The sequence below is a fragment of the Sphingomonas sp. Leaf208 genome, assembly GCF_001421415.1.
Classification (GTDB): Bacteria; Pseudomonadota; Alphaproteobacteria; order Sphingomonadales; family Sphingomonadaceae; genus Sphingomonas.
Genome location: NZ_LMKH01000023.1, coordinates 443190 through 462100, shown reverse-complemented (window position 1 = coordinate 462100; position 18911 = coordinate 443190). Strand labels below are relative to the sequence as shown.

Here is an 18911-nt window from a genome sequence, read left to right as displayed (position 1 = left end):
TATGCCGGGATGACCATGATGAACCAGTCGATCCTTTCTGCCGATCTTCCTGCCGTCGAGGGGCTTTCAAGCCCGATGTGCACATCGCTGGAGCGTCTGCACTTTGTGCACTTCCGCGGAGCGAATCGATGATCGAGTCCCTCCTGATCGCCAATCGCGGCGAGATCGCCTGCCGCATCATCCGCACCGCAAGGGCGCTCGGCATTCGCACGATCGCGGTCTATTCGGACGCCGACGCGAACGCACTCCACGTCCGCCAGGCCGACGAAGCGGTGCACATCGGCGCCTCCCCGGCGCGCGAGAGCTACCTCGTCGGCGACCGCATCATCGCCGCCGCGCTCGACACCGGGGCCGAGGCTATCCACCCCGGCTACGGCTTCCTGTCCGAGAATGCCGACTTCGCCCAAGCGGTGCTCGACGCTGGACTGATCTGGGTCGGTCCGAACCCCGACAGCATCCGCGCGATGGGCCTGAAGGACGCCGCGAAACAGCGCATGATCGCCGCCGGCGTACCAGTCACGCCCGGCTATCTCGGCGAGGACCAGTCCCCCGAGCGTCTGAAGACGGAGGCCGACGCGATCGGCTACCCCGTCCTGATCAAGGCAGTCGCAGGCGGCGGCGGCAAGGGCATGCGCCGCGTCGATACGGCCGCAGAGTTCGCCGACGCGCTCCTCTCGTGCCAGCGCGAGGCGGCCTCGTCGTTCGGCAACACCGACGTTCTGATCGAGAAATACATCCTCTCGCCGCGCCATATCGAGGTGCAGGTCTTCGGCGACGGCCACGGCAACGTCGTCCATTTGTTCGAACGCGACTGCTCGCTCCAGCGCCGCCACCAAAAGGTGATCGAGGAAGCCCCCGCACCCGGTATGGACGCCGCCACCCGCGAAGCGATCTGCGCCGCAGCGGTCAAGGCGGCCAAGGCGGTCGATTACGTCGGCGCCGGCACGATCGAGTTCATCGCCGACGCCAGCGAAGGCCTCCACGCCGACCGCATCTGGTTCATGGAAATGAACACCCGGCTCCAGGTCGAGCACCCGGTGACCGAAGAGATCACCGGCCAGGACCTCGTCGAATGGCAACTCCGCGTCGCGTCGGGCGAGCCCTTGCCCAAGCGGCAGGACGAACTGGCGATCGACGGCTGGGCGATGGAAGCGCGTTTATATGCGGAAGATCCCGCCAAGGGGTTCCTCCCGTCGATCGGAACGCTCGAACGTTTCGATCTCGGCACCACCGCCCGCGTCGATACCGGGGTAGAGGAGGGCGCTGAAATCTCGCCGTTCTACGACCCGATGATCGCCAAGGTCATCGCCTGTGGCGAAGACAGAGAGACTGCGCGCGAGGCCTTGGCATATGCGCTAGACGGTGCGGTCGTCTGGCCGGTACGCTCAAACGCGGGGTTCCTCGTCGAGGCGCTCGACCATCCCGACTTCGTGGCGGGCACGCTCGACACCGGTCTGATCGCCCGCGAAGGCGACGCGCTCATGCCGCCGACGCACCCGACCGAAGAGGCGTTGGCCGACGCCGCAGGCGCACTCGTCTCCACCGATCCGATCTCGGGCTTCCGTCTCAATGCCTTGTCGCGCCGTACTGCGACATTCCTGCTGGACGGCGAACCGGTCGAGGTCGATCTCGACGGACAGGCCGGAACTACGTCGGCGTTCGAAGACGTCCTGATCTCCGAAGCCGGCCAGACCTGGCAGCTCAAGCCTTGGCGAGCGTCTGGTGTCGCTGCGGGCGGAGCAGCGGACGGCGCGATCCTGTCACCGATGCCTGGTCGGATCATCGCGGTCGACGTGGCAGCGGGCGATACCGTCGCCAAGGGCCAGAAGCTCGTCACGCTCGAGGCGATGAAGATGGAGCACTCCCTGACGGCGCCGTTCGACGGCATTGTCGCGGACCTCAACGCCATCGAGGGCGGGCAGGTGACCGAGGGCACCATGCTCGTCCGCATCGAGAAGGATTCCTAATGGCCGGCCGCTATTTCGACGACTGGAGCATCGGCGACCGGATCGAGCACGAGATCCGCCGCACGGTGACGGAGACGGACAACCTCCTGTTCTCGACGATGACTCATAACCCGCAGCCGCTCCACCTCGACATCGAGGTGGCGAAGGCGAGTGAGTTCGGCCGGATCCTCGTCAACGGCACCTTCACCTTCGCGCTGATGGTCGGGCTGTCGGTCGGCGAGACGACGCTCGGCACGCTCGTCGCGAACCTCGGCTACGACAAGCTGGTGCATCCGAAGCCCGTGTTCATCGGCGACACGATGCGCTGCCAGACCGAAGTTACCGAGCTGAAGTCGAGCAAGTCGCGCCCCAACGCGGGCATCGTCACCTTCACGCACCGGCTGATCAACCAGCGCGACGAGATCGTCTGCCAATGCCTGCGCACCGCCCTGATCGAGCGGCGCGCAAGTCCTCCTCAGTGATTGTCGCGCGGTAGGCCCATCGTCTGCGCGATCCGCTGGTACTTCTCGGCACCTTCGAGAATCGCACCGGTCTCCATCTGGCCGACCGTGGCGCGCTGGATTTCCTGCCACGGCGTCTGCGAGCGGGGGAAGGCATAGCCACCCGACTCGGTCAGCGAACGACGACGTTCGGCAAGCTCCTCGTCGGAGATCAGCACGTTGGCGCTACCCTTGGCGAGATCGATGCGAACCCGGTCGCCGGTCCGGATCAGCGCAAGCCCACCCATCGCCGCCGCCTCAGGCGAGGCGTTGAGGATCGAGGGCGAGCCCGACGTCCCCGACTGCCGACCGTCGCCGATGCAGGGGAGGGCATGGACGCCCTCACGGATCAGATACGCCGGCGGCCGCATGTTGACGACCTCGGCCGCACCCGGATACCCGATCGGCCCCGCGCCACGCATGAACAGCAACGTGTCGGTGGTGATCCCGAGCGACGGATCGTCGATCCGGTGGTGATAATCCTCAGGCCCGTCGAACACGACCGCGGGGCCCTCGAATGCCTCGAGATCGTCCGGGTTGGACAGATACCGTTCGCGGAACTCTGGCGAGATCACGCTGGTCTTCATGATCGCCGAGTCGAACAAATTGCCGCGCAGCACGATGAACCCGGCATCCTCCAGCAGCGGCGTCGCGAACGGGCGGATGACGCGCTCGTCCTCGATCGTCGCGGTCCGGCAATTGTCGCCGATCGACTTGCCGTTCGCGGTCATGGCGTCCTCGTGGATCAGGCCCTGCTTCATCAGCTCGGCGACCACCGCAGGCACGCCGCCGGCATGATAATAATCCTCGCCGAGATATTCTCCGGCGGGCTGAAGATTGACCATCAGCGGCACCTTGTGGCCGTGCGTCTGCCAGTCGTCGATCGGCAGATCGACACCGATATGGCGCGCGATCGCGGCCAAGTGGATCGGTGCGTTGGTCGACCCGCCGATCGCCGAATTGACGACGATCGCGTTGTGGAACGCCTCCTTGGTCAGGATGTCCGACGGCTTCAGGTCTTCCGAAACCATGTCGACGATCCGCTTGCCGGTCTTGTACGCGACCTCCTGGCGGTCACGGTACGGCGCGGGGATCGCCGCCGAGCCGGGCAACTGCATGCCGAGCGCTTCGGCAAGGCTGTTCATCGTCGTCGCGGTGCCCATCGTGTTGCAATAGCCGGTCGAGGGCGCGGACGACGCGACGAGCTTGATGAAGCCTTCGTCGTCGATCGCGCCGGTCGCGAGCAGCTCGCGCGCCTTCCAGACGATCGTCCCCGAACCGGTCCGCTCGCCCTTGTGCCAACCGTTGAGCATTGGGCCCACGGATAGCGCGATCGCCGGGATGTTCACGGTCGCCGCCGCCATCAAACACGCTGGCGTGGTCTTGTCGCAGCCGATCGTCAGCACGACGCCGTCGAGCGGATAGCCGTACAGTACCTCGACCAGCGCCAGATAAGCGAGGTTGCGGTCGAGCCCGGCGGTCGGGCGCTTGCCGGTTTCCTGGATCGGATGGACCGGGAATTCGAGCGCGATCCCCCCGGCTTCGCGGATGCCCTCGCGCAGGCGTTCGGCGAGCACGAGATGGTGGCGATTGCACGGCGACAGGTCGCTGCCGGTCTGCGCGATGCCGATGATCGGCTTGCCCGAGCGCAGTTCCTCCAGGCTAAGCCCGAAGTTCAGATAGCGCTCCAGATAGAGCGCGGTCATGTCGATGTTCTCGGGGTTGTCGAACCACGCGCGCGAGCGGAGCTTAGGCATGTCGGTCATGAGGAGCTTTCTGGAGATCGAATATCAGCGGGCGACGGAAAGGCGGTAGATCATCGCGTGATGATACGGCTTGCCCGGATCGACACGCGCGGAAACGAAGTTCGGCTTGTTGGGCGCATCGGGGAATTTCTGTGGTTCGAGCGCGATGCCGTCGCCCATCCGGTACAGATGGCCCTTCTTGCCGATGAACGTGCCGTCCAGGAAATTGCCCGTATAGAACTGCACACCGGGCTCGGTCGTCAGGACTTCGAGCACGCGGCCCGAGACAGGATCCTCCAGCCGCGCGGCCAGTTCGGGCTTGGCGGTCAGACCCTTGTCGAGCGCGAAATTATGGTCATAGCCATGGCCGTAGCGGATCTGCTGGTCGCGACCATCGCGGATGCCCTCGCCGACGATGCGGCCGTTTCGGAAATCGAACACCGTGCCGGCGACGGGCTGGAGCGTACCGGTCGGGATCAGCTTGTCGTCGACCGGCGTGATCGCCTTGGCGGGGATCGTCAGCCGGTGGCCGTACGCGCCCATCGCCGAGCCTTCACCACCGAGATCGAAGATGCCGTGGTTGGTCATGTTGGCGATCGTCGGCTTGTCGGTCTTCGCGTCATACGCAATGCCGAGATTGCCGGCTTCGTCGAGCGTATAGGTGACGGTGACGTCGAGGTTGCCGGGATAGCCGGAATCGCCGTCCGGGCTGCGGTAGCCCAGCACGAGCGTCGCGGTCGGGCCGTTCGTCGCCGAGACGATCTTCCAGGCGACCTTGTCGAAGCCCTTGCCGCCGCCGTGCAGCGAATTGACCTTGTCGTTGAGCGGCAACTGGTACGCCTTGCCGTCCAGCGTGAAGCGGCCACCGGCGATGCGATTGGCGAAACGGCCGACCGTCACGCCAAAGAAATTGGGATGGTCGACGTAGGAGGCGAGATCGTCATAGCCGAGCATGACGTCGGCGATCTTTCCGTTGCGGTCCGGGCCCATCAGCGATTGCAGCGTCGCGCCGTACGACAGGATGCGCGCGGAGACGCCATGCGCGTTGCTGAGCGTTACGGCCTCGATCGCGGTACCGTCCTTGAGCGTACCGGCAGGCGTGCGCTTCGCCTCTGCCGCGTCGGCTGCGTGCGCCGAAAGCGCTGCCAGCAAGGTTGCCACGATGATCCCCGACTTTGTGATTGCGCGCATTCCGGTTCCCGTCCTTATTCGTCCGACGCCGTTGACGCGCCTTGTGTGGCTATATAGTCGGACAATATATTTCTGGGCAAGCCTTGCGGGAAAAGACTGTTGCAGTCACCGACAGGGCACGGAGGATGAAACGACTATGGCGATGCCGATACAGACGCAAAAGCCCGTTAACGCTGGAGTGGTGCATGCCGCGGGAGGCGCGCCGAGCTATCGATCCGCGCTCACGTTGCTCGCCAGCCTGTTCTTCATGTGGGGCTTCATCACGGTCATCAACAACACGCTGCTGCCGCATCTGCGCAGCGTGTTCGACCTCAGCTATACACAGACGACGCTGATCGAGAGCGTCTGGTTCATCGCCTATTTCTTCGCCTCGATCCCGTCCGCCAAGCTGATCGAGCGGGTCGGGTATCAGCGGGCGATGGTGTTCGGGCTTGGCCTGATGGCGGTCGGTGCGTTGATGATGGTGCCCGCCGCGCGGCTGCCCTCCTACGGCGTCACGCTGGTCGCGCTGTTCGTGATCGCGAGTGGCATCACGCTGCTGCAGGTTGCGGCGAATCCCTACGTCGCCGTCGTCGGTCCGCCTGAGACCGCGTCGTCGCGGCTGAACCTGGTGCAGGCGTTCAATTCGGCGGGTGCGACACTCGCGCCGCTGTTCGGTGGGTATCTGATCCTGGGTCGTTCGACCTCCGGCACGGCCGCCGCCGGTTCAACCGCGGTGCTGACGCAGGCCGAGCGGATTGCCGACGCGCAGTCAGTGGTGCTGCCCTATCTGATCGTCGCGGCCGTGCTGGTCGTGCTGGCGATCGTGATCGCGCGCTTCCCGCTGCCGGCGATGGGGTCTTCGACGCAGCGTTCGGCGAAGGCGGATCGCAAGGGCCAGTCGCTCTGGTCGCATCGCAACCTCGTGTTCGGCATCCCGGCGATCTTTATTTATCTGATAGCCGAGATCGGCGTCGCCAATCTGTTTATCAACTTCGTCAGCCAGCCGAACATCGGCAACCTGACGCACGAGGAGGCATCGCATTACCTGTTCATCCTGTGGGGCGGGATGATGGTCGGCCGGCTGATCGGCAGCGTCGTGATGCGTACGATCCCTGCCGAGCGCGTGCTGGCGTTTGCGAGCATTGGCGCCTGCGTCGTGATGCTCATTGCCACCTTCACCACCGGGCATGTCGCGATGTGGGCGCTGATCTCCGTCGGGCTGTTCCACTCGATCATGTTCCCGACGATCTTCACGCTCGGGATCAAGGGGCTTGGACCGTTGACCGAGGAAGGGTCAGGCCTGCTCATCATGGCGATCGCAGGCGGCGCGCTGGTCATCGTCCAGGGCTGGCTCGCCGATACCTACGGTCTCCAGAACTCGTTCCTGCTAACCGCGGCGTGCGAACTCTACGTGTTGTTCTACGCGGTGTGGGGATCGCGGACTACCAACGCGTTGCCGGAACAAGCGGCGCGCTAAAAGGTGAAAACTTTCGGATTATCGTGGTCTGACAATTAGCGGACCGGTTAGCGCCTCTTGCGTAGTTGAGCGAGGTCGAAAGTAGCACGATCGGCATCGCTAGCGCCTGTAATCAGTCCGAGTAATCGGGTATGTTCTTCGCTCGTTAGCAGGAGAAGTAGAAGTGAGCAGTTTGCGCCTATTGCAGCATCGCGCAGCGGACGGCACGCGGTCGGTGATCGCCGCTACCGACGAGGGTGCGAGCCTCGTCCTGGGCGTGGACAGCGTCCGCGAACTCGCAGCGCGCGCGATCGAAGCGGGCACCGATCTTGCGACGGCGGTTCGGGCGTGCGGGACCGGCGCGGCAGTCGACATCGCCGCCGAACTTGCCGCCGGCCGCCTGCTGTCGCCGATCGATCATGGCGATCCCGCACATCTCATCATGACCGGCACCGGACTGACGCATCTCGGCTCTGCGGAAGGGCGCGACAAGATGCACCGTGCTGCGGCCGCGGCCGAAACGCTGACGGATTCGATGCGCATGTTCCTCGACGGCGTTGCAGGCGGCAAACCCGCGCCGGGCAAGACGGGTCAGCAGCCCGAATGGTTCTACAAGGGCGACGGATCGGGTCTGGTCGGGCCCGGCGGCGCACTTACCAGCCCTGCGTTCGCGCAGGACGGTGGCGAGGAGCCCGAACTCGCCGGCATCTATCTGATCGGTCCGGACGGTACGCCGTTCCGCCTTGGCCTCTGTCTCGCCAACGAGTTCAGCGATCACGTGACCGAGCGGCACAATTACCTCTGGCTCGCGCATTCGAAGCTGCGGCCGGCGGCGTTGGGTCCGGAATTGCTGACCGGCCCAATTCCCGACCATGTCGAGGGCATGAGCCGCATCCACCGCGACGGTGCGTTGCTTTGGGAAAAGCCGTTCCTCTCGGGCGAGGCGAACATGTCGCACACGATCGCTAACCTCGAGGCGCATCACTTCAAATACGACCTGTTTCGCCGGCCCGGCGACGTTCACGTCCATTTCTTCGGGACGGCGACGTTGTCGTTCAGCGAAGGCGTTACGACCCTGGAGGGCGACGTTTTCGAGATCGAGGCGGCGCCGTTCACGCTGCCGTTGCGCAACACGCTGGCTAAGGCATCGCCGTCACCGGTCGTCGTCCGCGCACTGTGAAATCAGCCGCGCTGAGGTAGCGTCAGGCGGACTAACAAGCCGCCGAGGACGGGGGAACGGTCGAGCGTCACCGTGCCCCCATTCAGTTCGGCGAGCTCGCGGGTGATCGACAGGCCGAAGCCGTGACCGTCGCCGCGTTCGTCGAGACGACGGCCGGGCAGGACTGCTTGCGCCATCGCCGTGTCGTCGAGACCTTGGCCGTCGTCGGCGATCTCCAGCGTGACCGTGCCGTCGATCGGGTTCGCAGCGATCGAAAGCGCGGCGCGCGCGTGACGCCAAGCGTTGTCGAGGAGGTTGCCGATCATCTCGTCCAAGTCCTGCGGGTCGATTGCGACGGCAAGGTCGTCGGGGATCGCGATGTCGACCGTCATCGGGCGATCGGCGTGGATGCGGCGCAACACCGCGACGAGATCGGAGACGGCGGGGGCGATCGGCATCCGGGTGCGCGCGCCGCCGGTCGCATCCGCGCGAGCGCGACCGAGGTGATGGCGGACTCGCCGATCGATCTGGTCGACCATGTCGCGGACGTCTGCGTCGGCGTTCGCTTCGGCTAGCTTGAGCGAGAGCGCGGCGAGGGGGGTCTTCAGCCCGTGCGCAAGATTGGCGACGTGTTGGCGGGCGTGCGCGAGCCCGGCCGCGTTCTGGTCGATCAGTGCGTTGAGTTCGGTGACGAGCGGTTGCAGTTCGCCGGGCTGGTCGTCGGGGACGTGGCGCTCGGTGCCGGCCCGAACGGCGGCGAGTGAGGTGCGGAGATCGCGCAGGGGGCGCAGGCCGAAGCGGAGTTGCACCAGCGTCGCCAGCGCGAGTCCGGCGCCAAGCAAGGCGAGCGAGCCGAGCAGCGGGATCATCGCCTCGCGCAACGGCTCCTCGACGATCCGGCGAGGGCCAATCGCTGTGATCGTCACCGTGCCGCGCGGCGTGACGACGTCCATGGTGCGCGAGTGCAGCCGCTCGCCGCTCCTATCGCGCGCTTCGCCAGGGTGGATTTGATGGTCTTCATGCCCGCCGGGGCCGGGTGGAAGTGGGCGCTCGTCATTGCGAGGTAGAGCGGGCGACGGCGGTGGAATGGTTGGGTCTGGCTTTGAAACGGTTGGGGGCGGGGTAATGCCGCTATCGAAGCGACCGGCGGGACCTTCGACCTGCCATGACCAGTCGGACCCGGGTTCGCCGAACTCGGGCAGGTCGATCGCGCGCATCCGGTCGAGCGAACCGTCCGGGCGGACAGCCCGCGCCAACACCGCGACCTGCGCATCGAGGCGCTCGTCGAGCCCGCGCGTGACGAAGCGTTCGAGGACGTGGCCGATCGTGATGCCGGCGAACAGCAGCGCGATTCCAGTCGAGAACGCGGCGATCGCGAGCATGCGGCCGAAGAGCGAGCGGGGGATGAGGCGGAGGCGGGTCACTGCGCCTGCTTATCCAAGCGAGACGATCCGTACTTTACACGCCACCCCGGCGAAGGCCGGGGACCAGCTGGCAAGGTTTTTTTAATGATGGGCAGCGCTCCGTTAGCGACCTCCCCCAACTGGGCCCCGGCCTTCGCCGGGGTGGTGCTGTGGATTTGACGATGGGTCTGCACGACAATCATCAGGAACCATCCGCCGTCAGGCGATACCCGCGACCCCGTACCGTCTCGATCATTTGCGGCCCGACCTTGCGCCGTAGCCTCCCGATGATGACCTCGATCGAGTTCGAGTCGACGTCCGCGTCGCCTTCGTACACCCGTTCGATCAGGTCTGCGCGTTCGATCACCACCTCACGGCGGAGCATCAGCGCCGACAGCACTCGCCATTCGAAAGCGGTGAGTTTCAGCGGCAGGCCGTTCAGCTCGAACGTACCAAGTTGCGCGTCGAACGTCAGCGGCCCGCACGTGACTCGTGCCGCCGCATGGCCGGCCGCGCGGCGAACCAGCGCGCGCAACCGCATCACGACCTCCTCCACACGGAACGGCTTCACGACATAATCGTCGGCGCCGGCCTTGAAGCCTTCGACCTTCTCCGACCAGCCATCGCGGGCGGTGAGGATAAGTACGGGGAGGTCGCGTCCCGCCGCGCGCCAGTCGCGCAACACCGACAGGCCGTCGCGCTTGGGCAGCCCGAGATCGAGCACCGCTGCGTCGTACAATTCGGTGGCGCCGAGATGGCCGCCATCCTCGCCGTTGCTCGCGACGTCGACCGCGAAATGCTCCGCGCGCAACGCCCGCGCCAGCCCGTCGGCGATCGCCGCATCGTCCTCGACCAATAATACCCGCATGCGCATGTCCCTATGTCCGAGACCCCAACGGAATCTGAACGGCTTGGTTCAGCGGGCGTCGGCAGCGCGCGCCTAGACGGTGATTCGTCAACCAATGAGAGGAACGACGCAATGACCGAACATTCCCACGGCGCGCTCAACAAGCGCTTCAATCTCCGCCGCAACCGCCTGGCACTCGCCGCGGCCGGCCTGCTCGTCGTCGGCGGTGCAGCCGGTGCGGTCACCGTCGCCGCGACCCGCCCGAGCGTGACGATGGCGCCCGCCACGCCAACCGCGATCCGTTCGCTTCAGTCGGACGGCATCGTCACGATCCGCGGCACGGTCGCGGAGACCTACGGCAACAAGTTCGTGATGGCCGACCGCACCGGTCGCGCGCTGGTCGATCTCGGTCGTGAAGGCGATGGCAGCAACCTGGTCGCGGCCGGTCAGCCGGTGACGATCCAGGGTCGGTTCGAGGATGGCTTCGTCCACGCTTCGTTCCTGGTGGCACCCGGTGGCAAGGTAACGGCGCTGGGCCCGGTCGGCGGACCGCCGCGTGGCCCGCATGGTCCTGGTGGCCCGGGACGCGACGGTCCGGGGCGTGATGGCCCTGGTGGTCCGGGCGGTCCGGGTGGTCCGGGTGGTCCGGAAGGTCCTGGGGCTCCCGGCGGACCGGGTGCTCCTCCGCCGCCGCCAGCGGGTATGGCGCCCCCGCCGCCGCCAATGGCTAACGGTGCAGTCGCTCCCGCACCTGTTGCTCCTTCGGTCGGGGCACCGACTACCACACTGGCTCGGCAGGCTACGCCGGCGACCTGATGGCGTCCGCCTGACGGTCACAATACTAGCGCGGGGCCGGTATCATGCCGGCTCCGTGTTATTGCCGTATCGGTGCGGTCCGGAGCTGTTGAAGGCGCAGCACTGGTTCGGGCGGACGGACCCAGTAGCGGCCGGTCACGACCAGCGGCAGCGCGAGCAGCAGGCCTGCGCCAACATCCCAGACGCCGTCACCGATGAGCCCGGCGCCGAGCCCCGCAACGGTCGACACGCCAAGCAGGATCGGCAGTGCGAAGATCTGGCCGTTGGTCTTGTGAGTCATGCGATTTCTCCCGCCATCACGACTTCGCGGACGCGCTGGTCGCTCGGACCCCCGCGACGACGCAGCCAAAGATACAGCCCGCTGCCGAGCACGATGATCGTCAATATGTCGAAGATGGCCCAGATGATCTTCATCGCGAGGCCGCCATAATTCCCGAAATGCAGCGGCTGCGCGAGCAGCATCGCCTGCATGTACCAGGGCATCGGCACGACCGCGTCGAGCCGTCCGGTCGCGGCATCGACGAAGCCGGGCAGCAACATCTTCGACGTCAGCGGCGTCGCGCCTTTCAGGAAGACGGCGTAGTGATGGTGACTGCTGAAGACGACGCCGGGGAAGGCGATGAACTGCGGCTTCATCTCGGGTGCCTTGCGTTGCACCGCGTCGAGCGCAGCCTGGACCGAGGCGCGCTGGGCGGGCAATGGCGTGCGTGCTTCGCTGGCGATGATGTCGGCGAGGCCGTTCGCCTTCCAGATGCCGGTGATCGGCACGACGAAGGTGTTGATCGTGCCCGTCACGCCGACGACGCTCGCCCAGGCGAGCGTGACGATGCCGAGCAGGTTGTGGCGATCGAGCCAGCCGAGCCGCTTGCTCCGCCCGCGTCGCAATGTGCCGAAGTCGAGTTTGGCCATGAACGGTGCGTAGAGCACGACGCCCGAAACGATCGCGGCGAAGAATAGCAGTCCCATCACGCCGAGGAAGATCTCTGCCCAGAAGCCGAGGAACATGTCGGTATGCAGCTTCAGGATGAACGCCATTACGCCGGGGACATAGGGCGGCATCTTCGTACCCGTGCGCGCGTCGAAGGCGAGGAAGTGCATCGCTGCGGGCGCGGCATCGGGCGTCGGGCCGGTCGTGACGTAGACGATCGGGCGTTCGTCGTCGAAGCTGATGTAGAGAGGAATTTCGCCGGGGGCGGCCTTTGCAGCGCGGCCGAGAATGGCGTCTAGGGACAACGATGGCGTGTTTGACGGCAGCGTCGCCATCGGCGCGGGCGGATCGAGCCAGCCGTCGATTTCCTCGTCGAAGATCAGCGGCAGGCCGGTCACGCAGAGCATCAGCAGGAACGCGGTGCAGATCAGGCTCGTCCATTTGTGAACGAGGTACCAGGTCTTGATCGTGCCGCGGGTCATGCGCGGGGAGTGGTCTTGACGAGGGGTATGATCTGCCGGGCGGTCACCAGCGCACAGGTACAGATTTGATAACGATGTGCAATAGCGGCGTTGAGTGGACCTTTTGGCTATCCTCCCCCGCCAGGGGGAGGTGGAACCGAAGGTGTCGGAGGGGGAGGAACGCGCAACGACGGTAATCCTTACCTCCCCGTCCGTCTGGCAAGGGCCAGCCACCTCCCCCTGGCGGGGGAGGATAAGCAGTCAGGCTACGCCGGCGCCGCCCGTCACGCCGTAGACTTCACCCGTGATGTAGCTGCCCTCCTGCGAGGCTAGCAGCACGTACACCGGGGCGATCTCCACCGGCTGGCCCGGGCGGCCGAAATGGCTCTTCGACCCGAACGTCTCGAGCGTTTCCTGCGGCTGGCCACCGCTGGGCTGCAACACCGTCCAGAACGGGCCCGGCGCGACGACGTTGGCGCGGATGCCCTTCTCGATCAGCTGCTTGGCTAGACCCTTGGTGTAGGCGACGATCGCCGCCTTGGTCGTCGCATAATCGAGCAGATTGTCCGACGGGTCATAGCCCTGTACCGACGCGGTCGTGATCACAGCCGCGCCAACCGGAAGATGCGGGACGGCGGCCTGTACGAACCAGTGCAGTGCATAGACGTTGGTCTTCATGGTCTGGTCGAAATCGTCGGTCGAGATGTCGGCGACGGTCGGCCGCGTCTGCTGGCGCCCGGCGTTGACCACCAGCACGTCCAGGCCGCCGAACGCATCGACCGTCTGCTGCACGGCCGCACGACAGAACGACTCGTCCTTCACATCGCCCGGCAGCGCGAGCGCCTTGCGCCCCTCGGCCTCGATCAGCGCGACGACTTCCTTCGCATCGGCCTCTTCGGCGGGGAGGTAGACGATCGCGACGTCGGCGCCTTCGCGGGCATAGGCGATCGCCGCGGCACGGCCGATGCCGCTGTCGCCGCCGGTGATGAGCGCCCTGCGCCCGTCCAACTTGCCCGAGCCCTTGTAGCTCGTTTCGCCGTGATCGGGTTTCGGATCCATCTTCGACGCGATCCCCGGTGCTTCCTGCGACTGTTGCGGGAAGGGGGGGTGCGGATATTGCGTGCGCGGATCCTGCATCGTGAGCCGGTCGGCCATGGGCTGCTCCTGTGTCGAATGAACAGGGGCAACCCATGCCGGCGCGGATAGGTTGCGTTCTATTTGAGCAGGATCAACGCCTTCGACAGCGTCATGTAGATCCCCCACAGGATCGGCAGCCCAACGGCAAGCCACGCGAAGACGACGATCGGCGACGTCCCGGTTGCCGTGGCAACCGATCCACCAGCGACCGTGTCGACCGTGATCGGCCGCTCGTCCGCCGCCATGTGGAACTTGGCGGCAACCGGCCGGACGAACAGGTTCGCGACGAACCCAGCGACCAGCATCGCCGCCAGCACTAGGAAGATCGGCGGATAGATATCGCTGCGGGGTACACCCGCCGCGATCGCGCGGTCACGCATGTTGGCGACGAGGAGCGGCCCGACCACGCCTGCGGTTGACCAGGCGGTCAGCAACCGGCCATGGATCGCACCGACATATTTCGTCCCGAACAGGTCGGCGAGATACGCCGGCGCAGTCGCGAACCCGCCGCCGTACATCGAGGCGAGGATGCAGAAGACCAGGATGAACAGGCCCAAGGTCGTGCCCGCCAGCGCCGGTGCGGCGAAACCGTAGAGCACCGCGCCCGCCGCGAGGATCGTCGCGAACAGGGGTTTGCGCCCGATGCGATCGGACAGCCAAGCCCAGAAGAACCGCCCGCCGATGTTGAACAGGCTGATCGCACCCACGAACCCAGCGCCGACCGCTGCTGCCGCCTTCTTCTGGTCGTCGTCGAACGCGGTGAACAACACGCTCGGCGCATCAATCAGGCGTCCGCCAAACAGCTCCTGCAACATCGGCGAGGCGATACCGATGATCCCGATCGAGGCGGAGACGTTGAAGAAGAGCACCAGCCACACCAGCCAGAATTGCGGCGTGCGGTGCGCGTCCGACAGCGCGACGTTGAAGCGGCTGATCGATGCCTTGGCCGATGTCGGTGCGATCCAGCCCGCAGGTGCCCAGCCCTCAGCGGGGACGCGGTAGCCGATTGCGCCGGCCATCATGAACACGAAATAGATGCAGGCCAGGACGAGGAACGTCTGCCAGACGCCGACGCCCGTCGGGCTAGCGAAATGCTTCATCAACAGGTCGGCGAGCGGTCCGCCGATCATTGCGCCGCCGCCAAAGCCCATGATCGCCATTCCGGTCGCCATGCCGCGGCGATCGGGAAACCATTTGATTAGCGTCGAGACGGGCGAAATGTAGCCGAGGCCGAGCCCGATTCCCCCGATGACGCCCGACCCGAGCCAGATCAGCCAAAGCTGATGCGTCGCGATGCCGATCGCCGCGATGCCCATGCCGCCACACCAGCAGAATGCGGCGACCACGCCGGCCTTCCGCGGGCCGGCGCGTTCGAGCCAGCCGCCCCAGATCGCTGCGGCGGCGCCGAGTACGACGAAGAACAGCGTGTACGTCCAGACGAGGTCGCTCACCCGCCAGTCGCAGGTCGTGGTGGTCAGCGCGCCGAGCAGCGTAAGGTTGGGGCAGGCGACCGGATCGGTGATCCCGATCGCGCGCGACAGCGGCAACCAGAAGACGCTGAACCCGTACGCCATGCCGATGCATAGATGGATAGCGAGCGCGCAGGGGGGCACGAGCCAGCGATTGAAGCCTGGCGCGGCGACGGTTCGCGCCCTGCTCAAGAACCCGGTGGTCCCTGTGTCGATCGTGTTCGTCATCCAACCCCCGCTTATTATCGGTATTCGCGGCAGCGTGGACGATCAGTCGGCGAATGTCATCACAAGCGTTTCAAAACCGTCGATCGTAGCGTGCACGGTCTGTCCGCGCCGGATCGGGCCGACGCCGGCGGGGGTGCCGGTGAAGATCAGGTCGCCCGGTGCCAGCTCGACGAAGGTGGACAGCGTCGCGATGATCTCGGGCACGCTCCAGATCATCATCGACAGGTCGCCGGACTGTCGCGTCTCGCCATCGACCGCGAGCGCGATGCTGCCCGTGGCGGCGGGCACGCCCGGCGTGAGCGCGCCGACGGGGGCGGAGCGATCGAAGCCCTTCGCCATGTCCCACGGCCGCCCGGCCTTCTTTGCCGCCGCCTGGAGATCGCGGCGGGTCAGGTCGATGCCGACGCCAGCCCCGAAGATCGTCGCAGCGGCGTCCTCGACCGCGATATCCTTGCCGCCCGTGCCGAGCGCGATCACCAGTTCGACTTCGTGGTGCAGGTCTTCGGTCTGCGGCGGGAAGGGGAGCGTGCTGCCGTTGGCCACGACCGCGTCGGCGGGCTTGGAGAAGAAGAACGGCTCCTGGCGATCGGGATCGGAGCCCATCTCGCGCGCGTGATCGGCGTAGTTCTGGCCGACGCAGAAGATACGGCGGACGGGGAAGCGGTCCGTGGTGCCGGCGATGGTGACGGTCGGCGCGATGATCGTGGGGATGTGCATGGATGCTCCTTTGGCGCCTTAATCACGCGTTGCCGCCTGGTTTGCAACGAAAGCGGAACGTCCATCGGTTCAACGGGTTACCGATGCGTACCAAGAGGAGATACTCATGCCTAGCAACCAGCCCGTCCGTTTCGATCCGTCCGTCGAAACGATCGCTCCCGACGAGCAGGAGACTCTGCAGGGCATGAAGGACTCGTTCCAGGATATCCTGGAGACGACATCGCAGGACTACGGTCACGCGGTCCGCTCGGTCCATGCCAAGGCGCATGGCATCGTGCGCGGTACGTTCACGATCGCCGACAATCTTCCGCCCGAGCTTGCGCAGGGCATCTTCTCGACGCCCGGCCGCCACGAGGCGATCATCCGCATCTCGACCAACGCCGGCGATATCCTCGATGACAGCATCAGCCTGCCACGTGGTCTCGCGCTGAAGATTCTCGACGTTGCAGGCGCTCGCTTGCCGGGGTCGGAAGGCGACACGACGCAGGACTTCATCATGGTCAACGGTCCGGCCTTCTCTGCGGCGGACCCGAAGGCCTTCGCTAAGAACCTGAAGCTCCTGTCGAAGACGACCGACCGCTTCGAGGGGGTGAAGAAGGCGATGTCCGCGACCTTCCGCGTCGTCGAGTCCGCGCTCGAGGCGGTCGGCGGCCAGTCGGCGACGCTGACCACGCTTGGCGGTGCCAAGCCCGTCCATCCGCTCGGCGAGACCTACTATTCGCAGACGCCGTTCCGCTTCGGCGAGTATATCGCGAAGGTGGCGCTGTTCCCGGCATTGCCCGAACTGACGCGGCTGACCGGTGATCTCGTCGACATCACCGCGCGCCCGGATGCGCTGCGCGAAGTCGTCCGCGAGGAAATGATCGAGCATGGCGGCAAGTGGGAGTTCCGCGTGCAGCTGAACACCGATCTCGAAAAGATGCCGATCGAGGACGCCTCGGTGGTCTGGGACGAGGAGCAGAGTCCGTTCGTGACGGTCGCGACGCTCGAAGTGCCGGCGCAGCTGTCGTGGGAACAGGGCGTTACCGACCATACCGACGACGCGTTGTCGTACAGCATCTGGCACGGCATCACCGCGCATCAGCCGCTCGGCGGCGTGAACCGCACGCGCAAGGACACGTACAAGCAGTCGGCGGATTTCCGCGGCAAATTCAACGGTTGTCCGATGCATGAGCCCGCCAAGCTGTCCGAACTCGCCTGACATGACGATGGGGGGCGGTACACTTAAGCTGTTCCACGTCAGCGACGTGCATTTTGGTGCGGAGGACCCGGCGGCGATCGCCTGGTTCTCCGAACGCGTCGCCGACGAGAAGCCGGACGCGGTCATTATGACCGGCGACCTGACGATGCGCGCGACGAAGGACGAGTTCCAGCAGGGAGGCGACTGGTTGCGGTCGCTTGGCGTGCCGGTGACGCTGGAGGTCGGCAATCACGACATCCCCTATTACTGGGATCCGTTCCGCCGGCTGTTCGCGCCGTACCAGCGCTACGCTGCCGTCGAGCAGATGATCGAAAAGCCGCTGGAGCTTCCCGGCGTCACCGTGGTGCCGCTCAAAACGACGGCGCGCGCGCAGTGGCGGTGGAACTGGTCGAAGGGTCGCGTAAGTCCCGGGTCGCTTAAGCGTGCTCTGGCAATGATCGCGGACGTGCCGAAAGGTAATTTGATCTTCATCGGTGCTCATCATCCGCTGATCGAAGGCGGTACCACCGGGACTGCCAAGACGCGCAACGGCGACGAGGCGCTGACGGCGCTGGCCGAGGCTGGGGCACACGCGGTGTTGTCGGGGCATGTCCATGATCCGTTCGATGTGCCGGTCGAGCGGGCAGGGCGGATCATTCGGATGATCGGTGCCGGCACGCTGTCGAAGCGCACGCGTGGCAGCCCGCCTGCTTTCAACGAAATCCGCGTCGAGAGCGGGCAGTTCGAGACGCTTGCACGGACGTTGTCGCCTAAGGCTAAGCACTCGATCACGAGTGAGATCTGACTGAGGCTCTGATCCTCCCCCGCAAGGGGGAGGTGGCTGGCGCTTGCCAGACGGAGGGGGAGGTAAGCGCCGACCGCTGTCCCGTCTCCTCCCCCTCCGTCACCTTCGGTGCCACCTCCCCCTGGCGGGGGAGGATCAAGGGCTTGCCTAGTCCGGTGCTCTCCCGGAATTGAACTCGATATCGATCTCCACCCAGCCACCGAGGATCTGCTTCCCGCCCACCCGCGGGGGACGGACGCGGAACTGCCACGCGGCCTGACGCATCGCGCGGGCCAGTCCCGAGCCGACGGGCGACTCGCTCAGCGCACGGCAATTCTCGACCTGGTAGTTCGCGATCATCCGGCAGGCGATCTTCGCCCAACTGTTCGGCGGCGGCGGGCTTTTCAGGTACCCGTTGAGTTCCGCATCGGTTGGCCGGCGATACCATTCGACCTTGTACAGCCGCTCGCCACCCGGGCCTTCACCAGGACCATAGGCCGAACCGCTGTCCTTGCCCTTGCCCGACCCGCTGCCGCCGTCACCGCCGGCGAGCTGGTCGTCTGGGTGCGACGGCATCTTCGAGATATCGGCAGCATCGAACATCTCCATCCCGCCGAGCATCTTGATCGGCAGCGGTGGCGGCGATGTCGGCGGGGCAGGGGGCGCCTGTGCGGACGGGACCCTGGGTGCGGCACGCTGCGGCGATCCGCCGCTCGCACGCTTTGCCTTAGTCGGTGACGGCGTCCGCTTCTGAGGAGTAGGCGCAGTTTGATCCGGGGCGATCTGGAAGGTGACCGGCTCGCGGCGCTCCTCGGGCTTTGAGGTAACCGAGGGCGCCAGTCGCAACAGCAGTAGCAGGATCAGGACATGCGCGATGACGGTCAGTATGAACGCACCGCTCCGCCGTCGGGTCGAACCGCGCGTCTCGATCGACGAAGGATGGTACGCCGATCGCATCGGCA

The 18911-nt window shown here is 65.8% G+C and carries 17 protein-coding genes; 7 read left to right on the top strand and 10 right to left on the bottom strand.

Going from position 1 to position 18911, the window contains the following annotated elements:
• The first annotated feature begins 128 nt into the window (after positions 1-128).
• Positions 129-1967, top strand: a complete 1839-nt coding sequence (locus ASE69_RS12060; protein WP_056486772.1) for an acetyl/propionyl/methylcrotonyl-CoA carboxylase subunit alpha — start codon at positions 129-131, stop codon at positions 1965-1967.
• A complete protein-coding gene (locus ASE69_RS12055) occupies positions 1967-2428 on the top strand; it encodes a MaoC family dehydratase (RefSeq protein ID WP_056486770.1) in 462 nt (153 codons plus the stop codon). Before ASE69_RS12060 ends, ASE69_RS12055 begins: the two co-directional genes overlap by 1 nt.
• On the opposite strand, the gene ASE69_RS12050 is transcribed toward ASE69_RS12055, so the two are convergent.
• Both ASE69_RS12050 and ASE69_RS12045 read right to left on the bottom strand, forming a co-directional pair.
• Positions 2422-4212: an IlvD/Edd family dehydratase gene (locus ASE69_RS12050; protein WP_056486765.1), complete on the bottom strand. Its 1791-nt coding sequence runs from the start codon at positions 4210-4212 to the stop codon at positions 2422-2424. The genes ASE69_RS12055 and ASE69_RS12050 overlap by 7 nt on opposite strands.
• Positions 4213-4236: 24 nt before the next feature.
• Entirely contained in the window at positions 4237-5382 is a 1146-nt protein-coding gene (locus ASE69_RS12045; protein ID WP_056486763.1) for an aldose epimerase family protein, read from the bottom strand.
• Between the two features lie 136 nt (positions 5383-5518).
• Here ASE69_RS12045 and ASE69_RS12040 point away from each other — a divergent pair, with 136 nt between their 5' ends.
• Entirely contained in the window at positions 5519-6841 is a 1323-nt protein-coding gene (locus ASE69_RS12040) for a sugar MFS transporter (RefSeq protein WP_056486760.1), read from the top strand.
• Positions 6842-7004: 163 nt separating this feature from the next.
• Positions 7005-8000, top strand: a complete 996-nt coding sequence (gene araD1, locus ASE69_RS12035) for an AraD1 family protein (protein WP_056486757.1) — start codon at positions 7005-7007, stop codon at positions 7998-8000.
• Between the two features lie 2 nt (positions 8001-8002).
• Here araD1 and ASE69_RS12030 read toward each other — a convergent pair whose 3' ends face one another.
• Both ASE69_RS12030 and ASE69_RS12020 read right to left on the bottom strand, forming a co-directional pair.
• Positions 8003-9403: a sensor histidine kinase gene (locus tag ASE69_RS12030; RefSeq protein ID WP_235518599.1), complete on the bottom strand. Its 1401-nt coding sequence runs from the start codon at positions 9401-9403 to the stop codon at positions 8003-8005.
• A 181-nt stretch (positions 9404-9584) separates the two neighbouring features.
• Positions 9585-10250: a response regulator transcription factor gene (locus ASE69_RS12020; RefSeq protein WP_056487083.1), complete on the bottom strand. Its 666-nt coding sequence runs from the start codon at positions 10248-10250 to the stop codon at positions 9585-9587.
• 111 nt (positions 10251-10361) lie between these two features.
• Here ASE69_RS12020 and ASE69_RS22580 point away from each other — a divergent pair, with 111 nt between their 5' ends.
• Positions 10362-11045 carry a hypothetical protein gene (locus ASE69_RS22580; protein ID WP_056486750.1) on the top strand — a complete coding sequence of 228 codons (684 nt, stop codon included), beginning with the start codon at positions 10362-10364 and terminating at the stop codon, positions 11043-11045.
• A gap of 58 nt (positions 11046-11103) precedes the next feature.
• Here ASE69_RS22580 and ASE69_RS12010 read toward each other — a convergent pair whose 3' ends face one another.
• The 5 genes from ASE69_RS12010 to ASE69_RS11990 form a co-directional block, all read right to left on the bottom strand.
• Positions 11104-11325 (bottom strand): hypothetical protein, encoded by a 222-nt coding sequence (locus ASE69_RS12010; RefSeq protein ID WP_056486747.1) that lies wholly within the window; start codon positions 11323-11325, stop codon positions 11104-11106.
• Complete coding sequence (locus ASE69_RS12005) at positions 11322-12455, bottom strand: PepSY-associated TM helix domain-containing protein (RefSeq protein ID WP_056486744.1); 1134 nt, start codon at positions 12453-12455, stop codon at positions 11322-11324. The genes ASE69_RS12010 and ASE69_RS12005 overlap by 4 nt, the downstream gene beginning before the upstream one ends.
• A 240-nt stretch (positions 12456-12695) precedes the next feature.
• Complete coding sequence (locus ASE69_RS12000) at positions 12696-13589, bottom strand: SDR family oxidoreductase (RefSeq protein WP_056486741.1); 894 nt, start codon at positions 13587-13589, stop codon at positions 12696-12698.
• Between the two features lie 59 nt (positions 13590-13648).
• Positions 13649-15268, bottom strand: coding sequence for an OFA family MFS transporter (locus tag ASE69_RS11995; protein WP_056486738.1), 1620 nt, complete (start codon positions 15266-15268; stop codon positions 13649-13651).
• A 42-nt stretch (positions 15269-15310) separates the two neighbouring features.
• The gene (locus ASE69_RS11990) at positions 15311-15985 is read right to left on the bottom strand and encodes a fumarylacetoacetate hydrolase family protein (RefSeq protein WP_056486735.1); all 675 of its coding nucleotides are present in this window, start codon (positions 15983-15985) and stop codon (positions 15311-15313) included.
• A 106-nt stretch (positions 15986-16091) separates the two neighbouring features.
• Between ASE69_RS11990 and ASE69_RS11985 the strand changes: the two genes are divergently transcribed.
• Both ASE69_RS11985 and ASE69_RS11980 read left to right on the top strand, forming a co-directional pair.
• Positions 16092-17186 carry a catalase family protein gene (locus tag ASE69_RS11985; protein ID WP_200924163.1) on the top strand — a complete coding sequence of 365 codons (1095 nt, stop codon included), beginning with the start codon at positions 16092-16094 and terminating at the stop codon, positions 17184-17186.
• 1 nt (position 17187) lies between these two features.
• Entirely contained in the window at positions 17188-17970 is a 783-nt protein-coding gene (locus tag ASE69_RS11980) for a metallophosphoesterase family protein (protein ID WP_235518595.1), read from the top strand.
• 147 nt (positions 17971-18117) lie between these two features.
• Here ASE69_RS11980 and ASE69_RS11975 read toward each other — a convergent pair whose 3' ends face one another.
• A complete protein-coding gene (locus tag ASE69_RS11975) occupies positions 18118-18906 on the bottom strand; it encodes a hypothetical protein (protein WP_056486729.1) in 789 nt (262 codons plus the stop codon).
• Positions 18907-18911: the final 5 nt, after the last annotated feature.

Bases quoted from the DNA above. Each gene is read 5' to 3' on its own strand.
- ASE69_RS12060 (WP_056486772.1), top strand. From the start codon at position 129: ATGATCGAGTCCCTCCTGATCGCCAATCGCGGCGAGATCGCCTGCCGC.
- ASE69_RS12055 (WP_056486770.1), top strand. From the start codon at position 1,967: ATGGCCGGCCGCTATTTCGACGACTGGAGCATCGGCGACCGGATCGAG.
- ASE69_RS12050 (WP_056486765.1), bottom strand. From the start codon at position 4,212: ATGACCGACATGCCTAAGCTCCGCTCGCGCGCGTGGTTCGACAACCCC.
- ASE69_RS12045 (WP_056486763.1), bottom strand. From the start codon at position 5,382: ATGCGCGCAATCACAAAGTCGGGGATCATCGTGGCAACCTTGCTGGCA.
- ASE69_RS12040 (WP_056486760.1), top strand. From the start codon at position 5,519: ATGGCGATGCCGATACAGACGCAAAAGCCCGTTAACGCTGGAGTGGTG.
- ASE69_RS12020 (WP_056487083.1), bottom strand. From the start codon at position 10,250: ATGCGGGTATTATTGGTCGAGGACGATGCGGCGATCGCCGACGGGCTG.
- ASE69_RS22580 (WP_056486750.1), top strand. From the start codon at position 10,362: ATGACCGAACATTCCCACGGCGCGCTCAACAAGCGCTTCAATCTCCGC.
- ASE69_RS12010 (WP_056486747.1), bottom strand. From the start codon at position 11,325: ATGACTCACAAGACCAACGGCCAGATCTTCGCACTGCCGATCCTGCTT.
- ASE69_RS12005 (WP_056486744.1), bottom strand. From the start codon at position 12,455: ATGACCCGCGGCACGATCAAGACCTGGTACCTCGTTCACAAATGGACG.
- ASE69_RS12000 (WP_056486741.1), bottom strand. From the start codon at position 13,589: ATGGCCGACCGGCTCACGATGCAGGATCCGCGCACGCAATATCCGCAC.
- ASE69_RS11995 (WP_056486738.1), bottom strand. From the start codon at position 15,268: ATGACGAACACGATCGACACAGGGACCACCGGGTTCTTGAGCAGGGCG.
- ASE69_RS11990 (WP_056486735.1), bottom strand. From the start codon at position 15,985: ATGCACATCCCCACGATCATCGCGCCGACCGTCACCATCGCCGGCACC.
- ASE69_RS11985 (WP_200924163.1), top strand. From the start codon at position 16,092: ATGCCTAGCAACCAGCCCGTCCGTTTCGATCCGTCCGTCGAAACGATC.
- ASE69_RS11980 (WP_235518595.1), top strand. From the start codon at position 17,188: ATGACGATGGGGGGCGGTACACTTAAGCTGTTCCACGTCAGCGACGTG.
- ASE69_RS11975 (WP_056486729.1), bottom strand. From the start codon at position 18,906: ATGCGATCGGCGTACCATCCTTCGTCGATCGAGACGCGCGGTTCGACC.